The organism is Sphingopyxis sp. BSN-002, assembly GCF_022024275.1.
In the GTDB taxonomy this organism is placed as follows: Bacteria; Pseudomonadota; Alphaproteobacteria; order Sphingomonadales; family Sphingomonadaceae; genus Sphingopyxis.
Genome location: NZ_CP091804.1, coordinates 883,838 through 899,486, shown reverse-complemented (window position 1 = coordinate 899,486; position 15,649 = coordinate 883,838). Strand labels below are relative to the sequence as shown.

The following is a 15,649-nucleotide window of genomic DNA, read 5'->3' as shown; positions in this document are numbered from 1 at the left end:
GATGCTAGCGGCGCAGCTTCTCCCGATAAGGCGACAAGAATGGCAATCGATCAGGCAACAGTCAGGAAAATAGCGTCGCTGGCGCGCATCGCGATCAGCGATGCCGAGGCCGCCGCGATGGAAGGCGAACTCAACGGCATTCTCGGCTGGGTCGAGCAACTCGGCGAGGTCGATGTGACCGGGGTCGAGCCGATGACTGCGGTGATCCCGAACAACTTGCGGCTGCGCGACGACGTCGTCGACGCCGACCCGCTGACCGGCGGCAACCGCCGCGACGATATTCTCGCCAATGCGCCGGCGCCGCAGCACGGCTTTTTCGGCGTTCCCAAGGTAATCGAATAATGACCGATCTTACGAACCTGACCGTCGCCGGGATTCGCGACGGGCACCGCGCGGGCGATTTCAGCGCCGTCGAGGTCGCCGAGGCGTTCAACGCCAATGTCGCGGGCGCCAAGGCGCTCAACGCGTTCATCGTCGAGACGCCCGAGCATGCGCTCGCGGCGGCGAAGCAGGCCGATGCCGACCGGTCGGCTGGCAGCCTGAAGCCGTTGTCTGGCGTGCCGATCGGGATGAAAGACCTGTTCGCGACGAACGGCGTCCAGACCACCGCCGCGAGCCATATGCTCGAAGGCTTCGTACCGCGCTATGAATCGACCGTGTCGCAGAAATTGTGGGACGCGGGCGCGGGGATGCTCGGCAAGCTGAACCTCGACCAGTTTGCGATGGGGTCGTCGAACGAGACGTCCTACTTCGGCAATGTGATCAGCCCGTGGAAGCGCAACGACGGCGGTAATGCCGCGCTCGCGCCGGGTGGATCGTCGGGCGGCAGCTCGTCGGCGATCGCGGCGCGGCTGTGCCCCGCGGCGACGGGGACCGACACCGGCGGCTCGATCCGCCAGCCCGCGGCCTTCACCGGCATTTCGGGGATCAAGCCGACCTATGGCCGCTGCTCGCGCTGGGGCATCGTGGCGTTTGCCAGCTCGCTCGATCAGGCGGGGCCGATGGCGCGCGACGTGCGCGATTGTGCGATCATGCTCGAAAATATGGCGGGCTTCGATCCGAAGGATGCGACGAGCCTGAACATGGCGGTTCCCGATTGGGAAGCGGCCTTGTCAAGCGATCTCAAGGGCAAGACGGTCGGTATTCCCAAGGAATATCGCCTCGAGGGCATCGACCCCGAAATCGACGCAATGTGGGATGCGGGCATCGCGATGCTGAAGGATGCGGGGGCCGAGGTCGTCGAGATCAGCCTGCCGCACACCAAATATGCGCTGCCGACTTACTATATCATCGCGCCCGCCGAGGCGTCGTCGAACCTCGCACGCTATGACGGCGTGCGTTATGGTTTGCGCGACCTGCCCGAAAAGGCGGGGCTGCAGGACATGTACGCCGCGACGCGCGCCGACGGTTTCGGGCCCGAGGTCAAGCGCCGCATCATGATCGGCACCTATGTGCTGTCGGCGGGCTTCTACGACGCATACTACACGCAGGCGCAGAAGGTGCGGACGCTGATCGCGCGCGATTTCGAGCAGGCTTTTGCTAGCTGCGACGTGATCCTTGCGCCGACTGCGCCGTCGGCGGCGTTCGGGCTGGGCGAGAAGATGGCCGACCCGCTGGCGATGTACCTCAACGACGTGTTCGCGGTGCCCGCGAGCCTCGCGGGCCTGCCCGCAATGTCGGTCCCCGCGGCGCTGAACCGCGAAGGACTGCCGCTGGGCTTGCAGATCATCGGCAAGGCGTTCGACGAGCAGGGCGTGCTGAACGCGGGGCTGGCAATTGAAGAGCGGGCGGGCTTCAATGCCCGTGCCGAGAAGTGGTGGTAAGATGAGCGACTATCGCATCAAGGGCGAAACCGGCGAGTGGGAGGTCGTGATCGGCCTCGAGGTCCATGCGCAGGTCACCTCCAACGCCAAATTATTCTCGGGTGCCGCGACGGCGTTCGGGGCGGAGCCGAACACGCAGGTGAGCCTCGTGGACGCGGCCATGCCCGGCATGCTGCCGGTGCCGAACCGCGAGTGCATCCGCCAGGCGGTGCGCACGGGCATGGCGATCGAGGCCGAGATCAACAAATGGTCGCGCTTCGACCGCAAGAATTATTTCTATGCCGATCTGCCGCAGGGTTACCAGATTTCGCAGCTTTATCATCCGCTTGTCGGCGAAGGTTCGCTGATGATCGAGGGGGATGAGAAGGCGGGGATTCCCGAGCCGAAGCGCATCGGGATCGAGCGTATCCATGTCGAGCAGGACGCGGGCAAGCTGATGCACGACCAGCATCCGACGATGTCGTACGTCGACCTCAACCGCTCGGGCGTCGCGCTGATGGAAATCGTCTCGCGCCCCGACATGCGCTCGCCCGCCGAGGCCGGCGCCTATGTGCGCAAGCTGCGTTCGATCCTGCGCTATGTCGGATCGTGCGACGGCAATATGGAAGAAGGTTCGATGCGCGCCGACGTCAATGTCAGCGTGCGCAAGCCCGGCGACGAATTCGGCACGCGCACCGAGACGAAGAACGTCAATTCGGTACGCTTCGTGATGGCGGTGATCGAGGGCGAGGCGAAGCGCCAGGTCGAGCTGATCGAAAGCGGCGGCAGCGTGGTGCAGGAAACGCGGCTTTACGACCCCGACCGCAACGAGACGCGCTCGATGCGGTCGAAGGAAGATGCGCATGATTACCGTTACTTCCCCGATCCCGACCTGCTGCCGCTCGAACTCGACGATGCGTTCCTCGACGAATGCCGCGAGAGCCTTCCCGAACTGCCCGACGCCAAGCGCGCGCGCTATCTGGCGGCCGGGATTTCGGCGTACAACGCCGACGTGCTGACCGCCGAGGTCGAAAGCGCGCTGTGGTTCGATACGCTGCTCGAGACCGGCGCGAAGCCGGCTGCGGCGGCGAACTGGGTGTCGAGCGAGCTGTTCGGGGCGCTCAACCGCCTCGGCAAGAGCTTCGAGGATTGTCCGGTCACGCCGGCGCAGGCGGGCGAACTGCTCGGTCTGGTCGCCGACGGCACGATTTCGGGCACGATCGCCAAGCAGGTGTTCGAAAAGATGCTCGAAAGCGGCGACGCGGCGGGCGTGATCGTCGAGCGCGACGGCCTGAAGCAGACCAGCGATACCGGCGCGATCGAAGCCGAAATCGCCAAGATCCTGACCGCCAATGCCGACAAGGTCGAGCAGTATAAGGGCGGCAAGGAAGCGCTGTTCGGCTTCTTCGTCGGGCAGACGATGAAGGCGATGCAGGGCAAGGCGAACCCGCAGGTCGTCAACGAACTGCTGAAGAAGGCGCTGGCCTAAAATCCCGCCGCGTCTAATCTCCTCCGAAGACTCGGGGGAGGGCAAGGATGCGGTATAAGGCGTTGAAAGGCTGGCGGCTTGCCGTGCTGGGGTGCGCGCTCGCGGCCCCGCCGGCGCTGGCTCAGGAAACGGCGGAGGCTGGCGGCGATGGCGAGGATATCGTCGCGACGGTGACGATGCCCGCGGCCGACGAGGTGATCGACCCCGCAACGATCGCGATGCCCGCGCTGGCCTTTGCCCCCGATCCCAAATGGGAAAAGGACTTCGACAAATATTATTACTTCAACCGCGCCGACACCGATTTCGCGACCGCGCTCAAGGATCTGCGCGAGTGCGACGGGCTGTCGCGCGGACTGGCGAGCCCGTTCGGCAACAGCGACGTGCCCTATCCCTATAACAGCACCACGTCGGGGCTGGTCGGCGGTGCGATCGCCAATGTGATGATCGCGGCGATCGTCGGATCGGCGCAGCTCCGCGCGACGCGGCGGGTGAACATGCGCCGCTGCATGTTCTTCAAGGGCTACGACCGCTTCGGCCTGCCCAAGGATATGTGGCAGACGTTCAATTTCGAGGAAGGCTTCGGCGGCCTGCCCGAGGAGGAGCGGCAGGGGTTTCTGAAGCAGCAGGCGCGCGTCGCATCGGGGCCGCGGCCGACGACGCCGGCGCTGGGGAGGTAAGTCATGAGACCGTCGATCCTCGCGCTCGCGCTGCTCGCCGCCGCGCTTCCCGTTTCCGCCCTCGGTGCCGACGCCGAAGAGTTTGCGGCCGTCGGCGACAAGGAGGTCATCACGCTGGACCCCGCGGCCAGCTATGTCGTCCTGCAGACCAATTCGGACAGCTCGATGTATTCGTTCGGGCTGACGCTGCTGCGGCGGCCGACCGACGCCGACCGTAGCGACTATATCCGTCGACGCGGCGAGGCGCTGGCGAAGGCGCACGCGAAATGGGAACGCAAGCATGCGAGCTGGGCGGCCGATGCCGGGCGCTGGGACGCGATGAAGCCCAACCAGCGCGCCGGCAAGCGTCCCGTCGAGCCGGTCGAACCGACCGACGCGAACCTGGCTTTCCCGCCGATCGACCGCGAGAATATGGTTCAGGTCGGGCCGTTCGACCGCTTCGCGAAGAAGGACGGCCGCTCGACCTTCGTCCACAAGGTGAAGCCCGGACGCTATGTCTTCTATGGCCCGATCATCTTCAACGCGAATGCCGCGGGCGGTACCTGCATGTGCATGGGGTCGATCGAATTCGAGGTGCCCGAAAGGACCATCGTCCATGCCGGCATGATGACGCTCAACTGGATGGACGAGCGCGCGAAGGCGAAGGCCGAGGGGCGGCCGGTGCCCAAAACCGACCTCGACCTGCCGCCCGAAATGAACGCCGTGAGCTGGGAGCTGCCGCGAGCAGGGGCGAGCATCGATCCGCGGCTGTCCGCCTATCGCATCGTTCCCGCGGAGATGCGCGCGGCAGGTCCGTTCCCCAATTATTTCGGGGTCGGGATCGACCGGATCACCGCCATTCCCGGTATCATCACCTATGATCGCGACAGGATCGTTGCTGCGAATTGAGCGCACCGTCGCGGCAGCGCTGATCGCGCTGTGGCTGCTGCTTGCGGGCGCCACGGCGCACGCCGCGACGATCGTCCTGACCGACGTCAACGTCGTGCCGATGGACCGCGAGCGAGTGATTCCGCGCACGACGGTGATCGTGACCGACGGGCGGATCGCGAGCATCGGGATCAAGGCGAAGCTGCCTGCAGGGACGCCGGTGGTGGACGGCAAGGGCGCGTGGCTGTTTCCCGGGCTTGCCGACATGCACAATCATGTGAGCGACCGGAACGACCTGCCGCTGCTGCTTGCCAACGGCGTGACGACGATGCTCAATATGGGCGGCGCGACCAACGCCTTTGCCGGACGTATCCGGCTGGCGGTCAATCGCGGCGAGCTGCCCGGTCCGCATATCTTCACCGCCTTCGTCGTCGACGGCAGCGAGCAATATGGCCATTTCGTCGTCCGGACGCCCGAAGAGGCGCGCGCGATCGTGCGGCTGGCCAAGGCCAACGGCTACAGCTTCATGAAGGTCTATACGAACCTGTCGGCCGATGCCTTTGCGGCGCTTGCCGACGAAGCGCGGATGCAGGGCATCGGGGTCGTCGGGCATAATGTGCAGGCGGTGGGACTCGCCAGGCAGCTTGCCGCGGGGCAGTCGCTGGTCGCGCACATCGAAGAATTCTTCTACGGCTTCTTTCCCGAGCCGCCGGCCGACGACCAGCAGGCGCCGCCCGACGAGGCGCGGATTGCCGATGCGGTCGCGCTGATGAAGCGGACCGGGGCCTATGCGACGTCGGACCTTTTCACCTATCGCACGATCGCGGCGCAATTCGGAAAACCCGGGGTCGTAGCGGCGTATCTGGCGGCGCCCGAGGCGCGCTATCTTTCCCCCTCCGACCGGATCGACTGGGCGCGGTCGGGCTATCAGAAGAAGGAGGTCGACCTGTCGCGCCGCGTCGCGTTCGAAGCGCGCTTCGTAAAGGCGCTTGCCGACGCCGGGGTGCCGCTGGTCACCGGCGACGACGCGCCGTCAATCCCCGGCATCGTACCGGGGTTCTCGGTCCATGCAGAGATCGATGCGATGCTCGGCGCCGGCCTGACGCCGTGGCAGGCGCTGTCGGCCGCGACGCGGACGCCGGGCGAATTTATCGCGAAAACGGCACCGGGCGAGGAAAGGTTCGGGGTGATCGCGCCGGGCTATCGTGCCGACCTGCTGCTCGTTGCCGACAACCCGCTGGCAAACCCGGCAACCCTGCGCAGGCCGCTGGGCGTGATGGTGGCGGGCCGCTGGCATGATGCGGCGGCGCTGAAGGCGATGCTGGCAAAGGTCGCAGACGAACGGACGGTGCCCTAGGCGGCGGGCAGGGTCCGGATGTGGATGAGGCCGTCCTTCGTCCAGATCAGCAGATTGTCGGGATTGTCGGCGTCGCGTGCGACGAGCGGGCCGTAGAAGCCGCCGCCGAAGCCTTTCTCGCGGTCCTTGGCGGTGAAGGCCTTCACGTCGGCGGCCCCGAGGCCAAGGGCATAGGGGATCAGGCGAGCGTTTTCCGCAAAGCCCGCCTTGAGCGCGGCCTTGGCAAGATCGGCCTGGTTCGCGTTCCACAGCGCCACATTCTCGCGGGGCTCATAGCTCCGCTTGCCGAGCTGGACGATGCTGGTCACGGTCTGGCGATAGAAAAGGGGTGATGCGGCGGCGGTTCCCTTTCCCTTTGTCCGGTGCTGCAGCATGATTTCGGCGGTAACGCGGATCTGGGTGAAATCGGGCGACAGCGAATAGCGCCATGTCACGAAGGCGACCTGCGGCGTGGTAGCGGCAAAGGCGAAGGCGCTGCGGCCGGCGGGCGAGACTTCCTTGCTGAGCGTCACGCCTTGCGGCTGGAACCAGTCGGTCGCCGACAGTGCCGACGTGGTTGCGGCGAGCGCAAGGGCATCGACGTCGAAACCCGCAAGCGTATCGCGCAGCGGCGCGACGGCCGCCTCCGCCCGCGCATTCGCCGAATCGCTGAGGCGCTGGCGCTTGTCGTCCATGCCCGAAACGATCAGTGCGCCGATCAGGTCGCCGCCCGTGGCTGCCGCGACGCGCCCGACGTCGATGCTCGTTTCGATTTCGGTCTGGGCGATGCCGACCTGCACGGCGCGGCCACCCTCGACCCGGCGATATTGTTCGGCGACGACCGACGGTGCATCGGGCGCCTTGGGTGCGGCGACGGCAAGCGAAGGCGCAAGGGCCGCGGCGAGAAACAGGGCAGTGAGGGTGCGCACGATCGGCTCCGCCTGAGGGAAAGGACGGCGGGGACGGAAAGGACGCCCCCGCCGTGCCGGACTTATTTCGCGGGCTTCACGCCCTTTGCGAATTCAAGGAAGTTCTTGACGAAAACTTCGCGCAGCTCGTTCTCGGCTGCTTCGGTCTCGTCGGTGGTCTTCGGCGGGAAGTGCGACAGGCCATTGCCGCCGCGGCCCTTGACCAGCGCGGCCTTGTCCTTGCCGGTGCGGAAGTCCTTGACGATGAAACGGTTGTTCAGCGACCGGCCGTAGATCGCCTTTTTGGTGTAGAAATTCTGCGTGATCACCAGTTCGACATAGCAGGGTGCCTTCGAGCTGCTGAGGCGGGTTGCGGCCTTGGTCGTGATCTTGCGGTCGGCGATCGGCGTTTCATAGATGATCTGCGAGGGCGGCAGGCTCAGCGCAGCGACCGGATCGATCGACTTCAGCGCGTCGATCTGCATCTGCGGACCGAGAGCGTCCTTGAGATAGTCGGCGTCGCTGATGTTGCGGTTCTTGTTCGATGCCGCGTCCGCGACCGCGCCGACGATGCCGAAGCCCGACAGCCAGCCGGTCGTCATCGCCTGACCCTCGAGCGTCGGAAAGACGTGGAGTTCGCAGGCGGGCGGCGGTGCGACGGGTGCCGCCGCGACTTCGGCCGCCGGTGTCGGCTCGGAAGCGGCCGCCGCAGCCGCTTCGGCTGCTGCCTCGGCCGCCTTGGCGGCGCTATCGTCCTGCGCAAGCGCCGGTGCGATCGCGATACATGATGCGGCGATCGCGATCATTGCCGTTCTGGTCGGGGTAAATTTCATTGCTGTCCTCCTGTTTGACTCTGCTCTGGCGTATCTGCCGGTGTTTCGGGGGCGACGGTCGCCGCGGCGGGGGTATCTGCAGCTGGGGGGGCGGGATCTCCGGCAAGGATCGCGGCGTCGGCGATCGGCGCCGGCGGCGTTGCGGAAATGCCAGGCGTGAAGATGATCGGCTCGCCGGTTCGCGCCTTCAGCTCGCGCCCGCGCGGAATGACGCCGGGCTTGCCCTTGATGAAGGCGGAAAAGACTCCGACCGCGAACATCGTTGCTGCGGTTGCCCCGTCCTTGTTCGCACCTTCCTCGCGGTAGCGGCCGCTCAGCGCAAACTGGCGGTCGCCGATCTGGAGGTGACGCAGGGTGATGCCGATGATGCCGGGTTTGCCGAAGCTGCCCTTGTTCGTCGTGAAGGTGACTTCGCCATATCCCGTCGCTCCCTTGGGGATCACGATGGTGTCCTGTTCGACGACATCGTGCAGGACGACGACCGGAAAGCGGTCGCCGAGCACGGCGGTCATCGTCGACAGGTCGGCATCGAGCATGACGAAGACGGGCGTTCCTGCTGCGAGCGTCGCCGGAACGACCGGCGCGGCGGACAGGATCGGAGCGGCGGGAATCGCCGGATCGGTCACCGCCACGGCGGAACCGTCAGCGACCACCGGTTCGGTGGCGCCGGCGACGAGCGCAAGACTCCAACAAGCAGCCGCCGGCAAACCGGCGACCATTCCCCCAAAACGCATTGCTGCGACCCCCGTATCCGGACACAAGTCCGGATAAGCCGGTGCTAATTATTGCTTACATCTTTGCAAGCGGTTTTTGTTTCGGCCCCGGAAATTGCACAAACTATAAGAATCCGATCCGGTGATATCGGGCGCGGGTCATCCAGTGGTCTTCCACACGCTCTTTCCTTCCTTGATCGTTTCGAGCACGCGAATGCCCTTGATGGCTTCAACGGGCGTCGTCAGCGGATTTTTGTCGAGGATCACGAAGTCGGCGAGCAGGCCGGGCTTGATGCGGCCCTTGCGATCTTCCTCGAACGCCTGCCACGCGGGGCCGGTGGTGAGCGCCTGCAACGCTTCATAGGCGCCGAGCCTCTCGTCGGGGCCGCTGACGACGCCGGTCGGCGAGACGCGCGCCATCGAGGTCCACAGCATGAAGCGCGTGTCGAGCGGGGTGACGCTGTAGTCGCTGTGGTTCGATGCGATCAGCCCGGCACGCTTCGCCGAGCGAAGCGGGCTGATGAAATCGACCACCTCCTTCGGGAAGTTGGTCCGGTGGACGTCGGCCCAATACCAGGCATGGTTCGAGAAATAGGAGGGGCCGACCCCGATGCGCTTGTAGGCTGCAAGCTGGTCGGGCCGCTGGAACTGCGAGTGGATGACGATCGGGCGGCGGTCGTCGGCGGCCTTGATCCCGAGTGCATCGAAGCCGCGGATCGCCATGTCGATCGCGGCGTCGCCGTTGGCGTGGACGAAGAGCTGCCAGTGGCGGTCGTTCGCTTTCTTCGCCTGCGCGATGAACTCCTCTTCGGACAGGACCGGCTGGCCGTGCCAGGGGTGCGTGCCTTCGGGGCTGCCGCGGGCATAGTCGCGGGTGAAATAGCCGGTGCGCGCCTGCACCGATCCGTCGAGGACGAACTTGATCCCCTGCAGCTTCACATGGCCCCGATATTCGCCGAACTTCACGTCAGGCTTTGCCAGCAGCGCGTCGAGGCCGGGCGAGAAGGGAAGGAGCGCGAGGTCGATCTTCAGCCGCTCGCGCGCCGCGGGCGAGGTGAGAAACGCCACGTCGGGCGGCTGTGTCGCGCCGTCCTGCGCGTGGGTATAGCCCTCGGCGAAATAGGCATTCTGCGCGGCGTCGAGCGCGGCAAGTTTCTGCTCGGGCGTTGGCTGCGGCAATTTGGCGAGCAGCAGGAACATCGCCTTTTCGAGGAGGACGCCGTTGAGCTTGCCCGCGTCGTCGCGGAGCATCATGCCGCCGGGCGGGACGGGCGTCGCCTCGTCGATGCCGACCGCCTTCAGCGCAGCGCTGTTCGCGACCGCGCCGTGCAGCGAGACGTGGAGCAGGACGATCGGCCGGTCGGAGGCGACCGCGTCGAGTTCGGCGCGGGTGATGTGGCGCTTCTCGGCCAGCCCTTCATGATCATATTGCCAGACGACGACCCAGCCGCCGGGCGGGATCGCACGTGCGGCGATATAGTCGCGGATCGCCGCTTGCAGCTTCGGGATGTCGGTGACCCCGGCGTGCGCCTTGTCGCGAAGATCGAGCCCGCCCGCGCTCATCGTCGCGACGGTGAAATGCGAATGCGCGTCGATGAAGCCGGGCAGCATCGTCGCGCCCTTGAGGTCGTGGATGGCGGCATCCTTGCCGGCTTCCTTGCGCGCCGCCTTTTCGGATCCCGCAAAGGCGATGCGGTCGCCGCGGGTCACGACCGCCTCGACCGTTTTCGGCGTGTCGCCGTCCATCGTGACGATCGGGCCGCCGCGATAGAGGATGGTGTCCTGCGCGATCGCGGGTGTCGCGATCATCGCCAGCAGTGCGGCCAGGCCGGTCGATAGTTTCATTCGTCTCTCCCCCGGCGGCCATCGTGCGGAGCGACGGCGGCGAGTCAAGTATCGGAACGCAAGTTATCGGGGCGAAGCCGCGGAAGCTGCTTGCGAAACCGATCCCGGCGTCGCATGAAACGGGCAGGGGAGCAGGGGGATTTTCATGCGATTGATCTGCGCAGCGACGATGCTGCTGGCGGTTCCGGGCGCGGCGACGGCGGCGGGACCCGAAGCGGCGCCGCGCCATTTTACCGAAAGCGAAGTCGCGGCGGTCGAGATGCCGAAACTGGCGTTCACGCCGACCGCCGAGGACATCGGAACCTACGACAAATATTACTATTTCCACCGCGAGGACACGAGCTTTGACGAGGCATTCGCCGACGTCAGCGAATGCGACGCGCTGGCGAGCGGGATCAGCTACTATCGTGGCGGCAGCGAGCCCTATCCCGGCTATTATGCGACGCAATATGGCATGGGCGGGGTGATCGGCGGGATGATCGGCGAGGCGCTGGCCGATGCGATTTTCGGCTCGTCCGAGCGGCGAAAGGTGCGCCGGATCAACATGCGCAACTGCATGGGGTTCAAGGGCTATCAGCGCTACGGGCTGAGCAAGGATTTGTGGCAGGCGTTCAATTTTGAGGAAGGAAACGGACGCGAGGATGAGGCGACGCGCAATGCGGCGCTGATGAAGCAGGCGCGCGTGGCATCGGGCGACAAGCCCCGGCAAGCGGCGATCGAACTGTGAGGGCGGCGCTGATCCTCGCCGCGCTGCTCGGTATTTCGGGCGCTGTCGTCGCGGCGCCCGCCGACTCGCTCGACGAGAAGAAGGTCGTGAGCGGCAAGACCGTCCTCGACCCCGCGACGGGCTATATCCTCCTTCACGGCCCCGGCCGGCAGGGCGGGACTTTCATCCGCGTCCCCGATGCCGAGGATCTGGAGGCGTTTCGCAAGGAACGCGCAGAGGCCTTTGCGAAGGCCGAAAAGCGGTACCAGAAGAAGCTTGCAAGCTGGGACGGCGAGGCGAAGCTCGCCGCGGCGCAGAAGAAGGCGCCGCCCGCAAAGCCCGTCGCGCCCGACGAGGCGACCTTCTCGATCGGCGACATCGAAGCGCGCACCGCCGTCCAGTTCGGTCCCGATTTCGCCTATATCAAGGACAAGGCGAACGAGCGGTACAGCTATGCGATGGCGGTCAAGCCCGGCACCTATATTTGGTACGGGCCGGTGCTGTTCGATCCGGGTCAGGGCTTCGTCGGGCTCTGTTATTGCATGGGCAGCGTTCGCTTCGAGGTAAAGCCCGGCGTTGTGACCAATGTCGGCAATTTCCTGACCGCCGCGCCGCTCGCCGAGCAGCAGAAGAGCGCGCCCTTGCTCGACATCCGCCACAATGGCGGCTGGGCCGGGTTCAAGGTCGAGGTTCCGACGGCGTCGGTCCCGGTCGATTATGGCGTGCCCGCTTCGCTCGACAAATGGCCGGTCGAACAGGCGGTTTTCACCGCGAGCGGCAAGTTCAACAATATCTATGGCGTGATGGTCTCGCGCCTGCCGCCGGTGCCCGGCGTCCTCGCCTATGATCGCGACCGGGTGATCGACGCGAAGAGCGGTGCGCCGGTCGCGAGCGGTTTCTGACGGGGAAGGGCGGATGAGGTTGCGAACGGGATGGGCGCTTGTGACGGCGCTGGCCGCGGCGCCTGCGAATGCACAGACCGTGCCGCCCGATCCGGCAGGCATCGCGGTGCCCGACCTGTCGGGATCGGATGCGCCCGCGGTGGTCGATAACGGCTGGAAATATTTCTTCTACCACCGCGAGAATACGAGTTTCGCCGAGGCCTATGCCGATGTCGCCGACTGCTATCGCTTCCTCGCGCCCGCCGGCTGGGCGAATGTCGCGATCCCGCGCTTCATCCCGTGGGTCGAGCGCGTGCCGGGCGAGCGAGCCGCGACCGGCTATTTCGAGCATTCGGGGCTGGTCGGGCTCGCGATCGGGGGGATGATCGAAGGGACGCTGACCCGCCGCGACCGGCAGGCGAAGATGCGCCGCTGCATGGAGCCGCGGGGCTACACCCGTTACGGTGTTGCCGAGGAAATCTGGGAAAATGTCGCCGAGCTGCCGCCCGAACAGGGGATAGCGGTGCAGGCGAAGATCGCGTCGGGGCCGACGTGGGGCGGAAAGGTGCCGGTGAAATGAGGCGCTTAGCGCTGATGCTGCCGCTGCTCGCCGCGCTCGCCTTCCCCGCCGCGGCGCATGCCGAAGACAGGAAGGCGCCCGACGAGCTGGTCGAGATCGACGGCAAGAAGCCGTTCGAGATCCGGCCCGACCGCGCCTATCTGTTGTTTCGCGTGAAGGGCAAATGGTTCGCGCCGGTGTTCATGCGTGTGCCGACCGCCGCCGAGGTCGAGGCCTATTATGCCGCGAAGAAAGCCGCGTTCGACAAGGCATTGCCCGACCTCAGGAAGGCGCGCGACGCCGCGCTCGCGAAGCAGGCGGCGGCGAAGGGCGCGAAATCCGACGACGACATCCCGCCCGAGCCGAGCCTTGCGACCTTCGACTATCACCATCCCGACGTCCAGAATCTGCAGTCGATCAACCTCGGCAAGACGCTGGAGAAGGGGAAGGATGATCGGCTGATGCTGATCGAGGCGGTGCCCGGCAGCTATGTCCTCTATGGCGCGGGCAACCAGAATGCGATGCTCGCGTGCATGTGCCTCGGCAGCGTCGGCTTCGATGCGAAGGCCGGCGAGATCACCGATCTGGGCGCGGTGCATGTCGCGATCGCGTGGCAGAAGTCGGAGGATCCGGTGCTCGCGGATGAAACGGGTCTCGGCGCCAGCGTCAACGGCCATTGGGTGATGCCGGCGATGGGCGTCTCGCCGCCTGCGGCGGGAGCGCCCGCGCCGGCATCGCTCGCCGGAAAGCCGATCGTCGCGGTGCAGTATCGCGCGGTCGGCAAGTTCGTCGGGCCGCCGGTGTTCAACGTCAACCGGCTGGCGCCGGTGCCCGGCATTCTTTCCTATGACCGCGGCGCGGTGATCGATGCGCGGACCGGCGCGCGCGTCCCCGACAATTATTAGACCTGCTGCGGCGGGACTTCGGCGGGGCCGCGGCCGGGGGCGTCGAAATCGCCGCCGGGGTTGCCCGGAATTTCAGGTGGCTGGCCGGCGGGGTCTTCCTGCGGGGTCGGTTGAACCGGTTTTTCGGGCGGCGCTTGCGGCTCGATGGTGTCGGGCTTCGGCTTGGGAAGCGGGTCGGGGGCGCTCGTCATCGTCATTCTCCTCGATTAACCAACGAACGGGCGCATGGCATGTTCCGGCTGCTGCAAGGCGGGGGATTTTCGCGGCTTTCCGCCCTTGCCCTCGGCGATGCGTCTGCTATAGCCCCGCGCGGCCCGCACGGGCGTGCGCGGCAGCGCGCGATGTCGTGCATCCCGGCCGAAAGCTCTCAGCGGGCGTGGCGGAATTGGTAGACGCGCTGGTTTTAGGTACCAGTATCGCAAGATGTGGGGGTTCGAGTCCCTTCGCCCGCACCACCTTCGCGAGCAGAGACCGGGAATGGGGAACTTCGTCTGTCAGGCGGGGTTCGGACATGAGATTTTGAGCAAGGATAAGACCAAGGCAATGAAGACCGTCGAAACGCTGAACGAAGGCCTGAAGCGCGAATATCGCGTCACCATCACCGCGAAAGACATCGACGCGCGCGTCGACGACGAAGTGAAGGCGATCGCGCCGACCGTTCGCATGCCCGGCTTCCGCCCCGGCAAGGTTCCGCCGAACCTGATCCGCAAGATGCATGGCGAGGCGCTGAACGCCGACGCGCTCAACAAGGCGATCGATCAGGGCGTGCGCGACCTGATGGCGAAGGAAAAGCTTCGCCCCGCGCTGCAGCCCGGCGTTGCACTCGCCGACGGCTATGAGCGCGGCAAGGATGCCGAGATCACCGTCAGCCTTGAAGTGCTGCCCGAGATCGAAGCGCCGTCGATCGACGGCCTGAAGCTCGAGCGCCTTACCGTTCCCGCCGACGACAAGGCCGTGATGGCCAAGATCGAGGAATTCGCCGCGCAGATGAAGCGCTTCGAGGAAGCGCCGAAGACGAAGAAGGCCGCGACCGGCGACCAGGTCATTATCGACTTCGCCGGCAGTGTCGACGGCGTTGCCTTCGACGGCGGCACCGGCGAGGACATGGCGGTCGAAATCGGTTCGGGCCAGCTGATCCCGGGCTTCGAGGACCAGCTCGTCGGCGCCAAGACCGGCGACGAAAAGACGATCAAGGTCACCTTCCCCGAGGAATATCCGGTGGAGAATCTGAAGGGCCAGCCCGCCGAATTTGCGATCACCGTCAAGGAAGTGAAGGTCCCGGCGGCGTCGAAGATCGACGACGAGTTCGCGAAGTCGCTCGGCCTCGAAAGCCTCGACAAGCTGAAAGAGCTGATGAAGGATCAGGTCGAGCAGGAACTGAACGGCCTGACCCGCACCTATATGAAGCGCAAGCTGCTCGATCAGCTCGCCGCCAGCCATGACTTCGAAGTGCCGCCGACGATGGTCGAGGCGGAATTCGGCCAGATCTGGCAGCAGCTCGAGCATGAAGCCAGCCACGAAGCGGACCCCGAAGCGGCGAAGGCCGAGCTGGAAAAGGATCGCGACGAATATCACGCGATCGCGGTGCGCCGCGTCCGTCTGGGCCTGCTCCTCTCGGAAATCGGCCAGGCGCACGGCGTCCAGGTGTCGAACCAGGAAATGCAGCGCCTGATCATGCAGGCGGCGCAGCAGTATCGCCCCGAAGATCGCGGCCGTTTCATGGAATATGTCCAGCAGGACGCACTCGCCGCCGCACAGCTTCGCGCCCCCCTCTATGAGGACAAGGTCGTCGACTTCCTGTTCGAGAAGGCCGACATCACCGATCGCGAAGTGACCCGCGAAGAGATCGAAGCGGCGATCGAAGCCGACGACGATCACGTCCATGGTCCGGGCTGCGGCCACGATCACGACCATGACCACAAGCCCGCCAAGAAGGCCGCCGCGAAGAAGCCGGCCGCCAAGAAGGACGCGGTGAAGGAAGAGGCCAAGGCCGAGGAAGCGCCCGCGAAGAAGCCGGCGGCGAAGAAGGCCGCTGCTCCGAAGGCGGAAGCCGCGGAAAAGGCCGAACCCGCCAAGAAGGCTCCGGCCAAGAAGGCGGCCGCCAAGAAATAAGCCTGGCTTTTACGAG

16 protein-coding genes and 1 tRNA gene are annotated in these 15,649 nt (G+C 65.8%); 12 read left to right on the top strand and 5 right to left on the bottom strand.

Annotated features, from left to right (window positions below; translation table 11 throughout):
* The first annotated feature begins 39 nt into the window (after positions 1-39).
* From gatC to L7H23_RS04465, 6 genes are read left to right on the top strand one after another with little or no spacing between them, the layout of a single operon-like run.
* On the top strand, positions 40-342 hold the full coding sequence (gene gatC, locus L7H23_RS04490) for an Asp-tRNA(Asn)/Glu-tRNA(Gln) amidotransferase subunit GatC (RefSeq protein WP_054587141.1): 303 nt from the start codon (positions 40-42) through the stop codon (positions 340-342).
* Entirely contained in the window at positions 342-1,823 is a 1,482-nt protein-coding gene (gene gatA, locus L7H23_RS04485; RefSeq protein ID WP_237838161.1) for an Asp-tRNA(Asn)/Glu-tRNA(Gln) amidotransferase subunit GatA, read from the top strand. The genes gatC and gatA overlap by 1 nt, the downstream gene beginning before the upstream one ends.
* Position 1,824: 1 nt before the next feature.
* Positions 1,825-3,291 (top strand): Asp-tRNA(Asn)/Glu-tRNA(Gln) amidotransferase subunit GatB, encoded by a 1,467-nt coding sequence (gene gatB / locus L7H23_RS04480; protein ID WP_237838160.1) that lies wholly within the window; start codon positions 1,825-1,827, stop codon positions 3,289-3,291.
* 47 nt (positions 3,292-3,338) lie between these two features.
* On the top strand, positions 3,339-3,968 hold the full coding sequence (locus tag L7H23_RS04475; RefSeq protein ID WP_237838159.1) for a hypothetical protein: 630 nt from the start codon (positions 3,339-3,341) through the stop codon (positions 3,966-3,968).
* 3 nt (positions 3,969-3,971) lie between these two features.
* Complete coding sequence (locus L7H23_RS04470; protein ID WP_237838158.1) at positions 3,972-4,856, top strand: hypothetical protein; 885 nt, start codon at positions 3,972-3,974, stop codon at positions 4,854-4,856.
* Positions 4,825-6,192, top strand: coding sequence for an amidohydrolase family protein (locus L7H23_RS04465; protein ID WP_237838157.1), 1,368 nt, complete (start codon positions 4,825-4,827; stop codon positions 6,190-6,192). Before L7H23_RS04470 ends, L7H23_RS04465 begins: the two co-directional genes overlap by 32 nt.
* Here L7H23_RS04465 and L7H23_RS04460 read toward each other — a convergent pair.
* The 4 genes from L7H23_RS04460 to L7H23_RS04445 form a co-directional block, all read right to left on the bottom strand.
* Positions 6,189-7,100 carry a hypothetical protein gene (locus tag L7H23_RS04460; protein ID WP_237838156.1) on the bottom strand — a complete coding sequence of 304 codons (912 nt, stop codon included), beginning with the start codon at positions 7,098-7,100 and terminating at the stop codon, positions 6,189-6,191. The two genes, L7H23_RS04465 and L7H23_RS04460, sit on opposite strands and share 4 nt — an antisense overlap.
* 62 nt (positions 7,101-7,162) lie before the next feature.
* A complete protein-coding gene (locus tag L7H23_RS04455; protein WP_237838155.1) occupies positions 7,163-7,912 on the bottom strand; it encodes a hypothetical protein in 750 nt (249 codons plus the stop codon).
* Positions 7,909-8,631, bottom strand: a complete 723-nt coding sequence (locus L7H23_RS04450) for a hypothetical protein (protein WP_237838154.1) — start codon at positions 8,629-8,631, stop codon at positions 7,909-7,911. Before L7H23_RS04450 ends, L7H23_RS04455 begins: the two co-directional genes overlap by 4 nt.
* 153 nt (positions 8,632-8,784) lie before the next feature.
* Positions 8,785-10,470, bottom strand: a complete 1,686-nt coding sequence (locus tag L7H23_RS04445) for an amidohydrolase (protein WP_237838153.1) — start codon at positions 10,468-10,470, stop codon at positions 8,785-8,787.
* A 145-nt stretch (positions 10,471-10,615) separates the two neighbouring features.
* On the opposite strand from L7H23_RS04445, the gene L7H23_RS04440 reads away from it, so the two are divergent.
* From L7H23_RS04440 to L7H23_RS04425, 4 genes are read left to right on the top strand one after another with little or no spacing between them, the layout of a single operon-like run.
* On the top strand, positions 10,616-11,197 hold the full coding sequence (locus L7H23_RS04440; protein ID WP_237838152.1) for a hypothetical protein: 582 nt from the start codon (positions 10,616-10,618) through the stop codon (positions 11,195-11,197).
* The gene (locus L7H23_RS04435; RefSeq protein ID WP_237838151.1) at positions 11,194-12,078 is read left to right on the top strand and encodes a hypothetical protein; all 885 of its coding nucleotides are present in this window, start codon (positions 11,194-11,196) and stop codon (positions 12,076-12,078) included. Before L7H23_RS04440 ends, L7H23_RS04435 begins: the two co-directional genes overlap by 4 nt.
* A 13-nt stretch (positions 12,079-12,091) precedes the next feature.
* On the top strand, positions 12,092-12,637 hold the full coding sequence (locus L7H23_RS04430; protein ID WP_237838150.1) for a hypothetical protein: 546 nt from the start codon (positions 12,092-12,094) through the stop codon (positions 12,635-12,637).
* On the top strand, positions 12,634-13,521 hold the full coding sequence (locus L7H23_RS04425; protein WP_237838149.1) for a hypothetical protein: 888 nt from the start codon (positions 12,634-12,636) through the stop codon (positions 13,519-13,521). Before L7H23_RS04430 ends, L7H23_RS04425 begins: the two co-directional genes overlap by 4 nt.
* Here the strand turns inward: L7H23_RS04425 and L7H23_RS04420 are convergent.
* Positions 13,518-13,712 (bottom strand): hypothetical protein, encoded by a 195-nt coding sequence (locus L7H23_RS04420; RefSeq protein WP_237838148.1) that lies wholly within the window; start codon positions 13,710-13,712, stop codon positions 13,518-13,520. The two genes, L7H23_RS04425 and L7H23_RS04420, sit on opposite strands and share 4 nt — an antisense overlap.
* Before the next feature lie 179 nt (positions 13,713-13,891).
* Between L7H23_RS04420 and L7H23_RS04415 the strand changes: the two genes are divergently transcribed.
* Positions 13,892-13,976: transfer RNA gene (locus L7H23_RS04415), tRNA-Leu, on the top strand.
* 88 nt (positions 13,977-14,064) lie between these two features.
* Positions 14,065-15,633 (top strand): trigger factor, encoded by a 1,569-nt coding sequence (tig, locus tag L7H23_RS04410; RefSeq protein ID WP_237838147.1) that lies wholly within the window; start codon positions 14,065-14,067, stop codon positions 15,631-15,633.
* Positions 15,634-15,649: the final 16 nt, after the last annotated feature.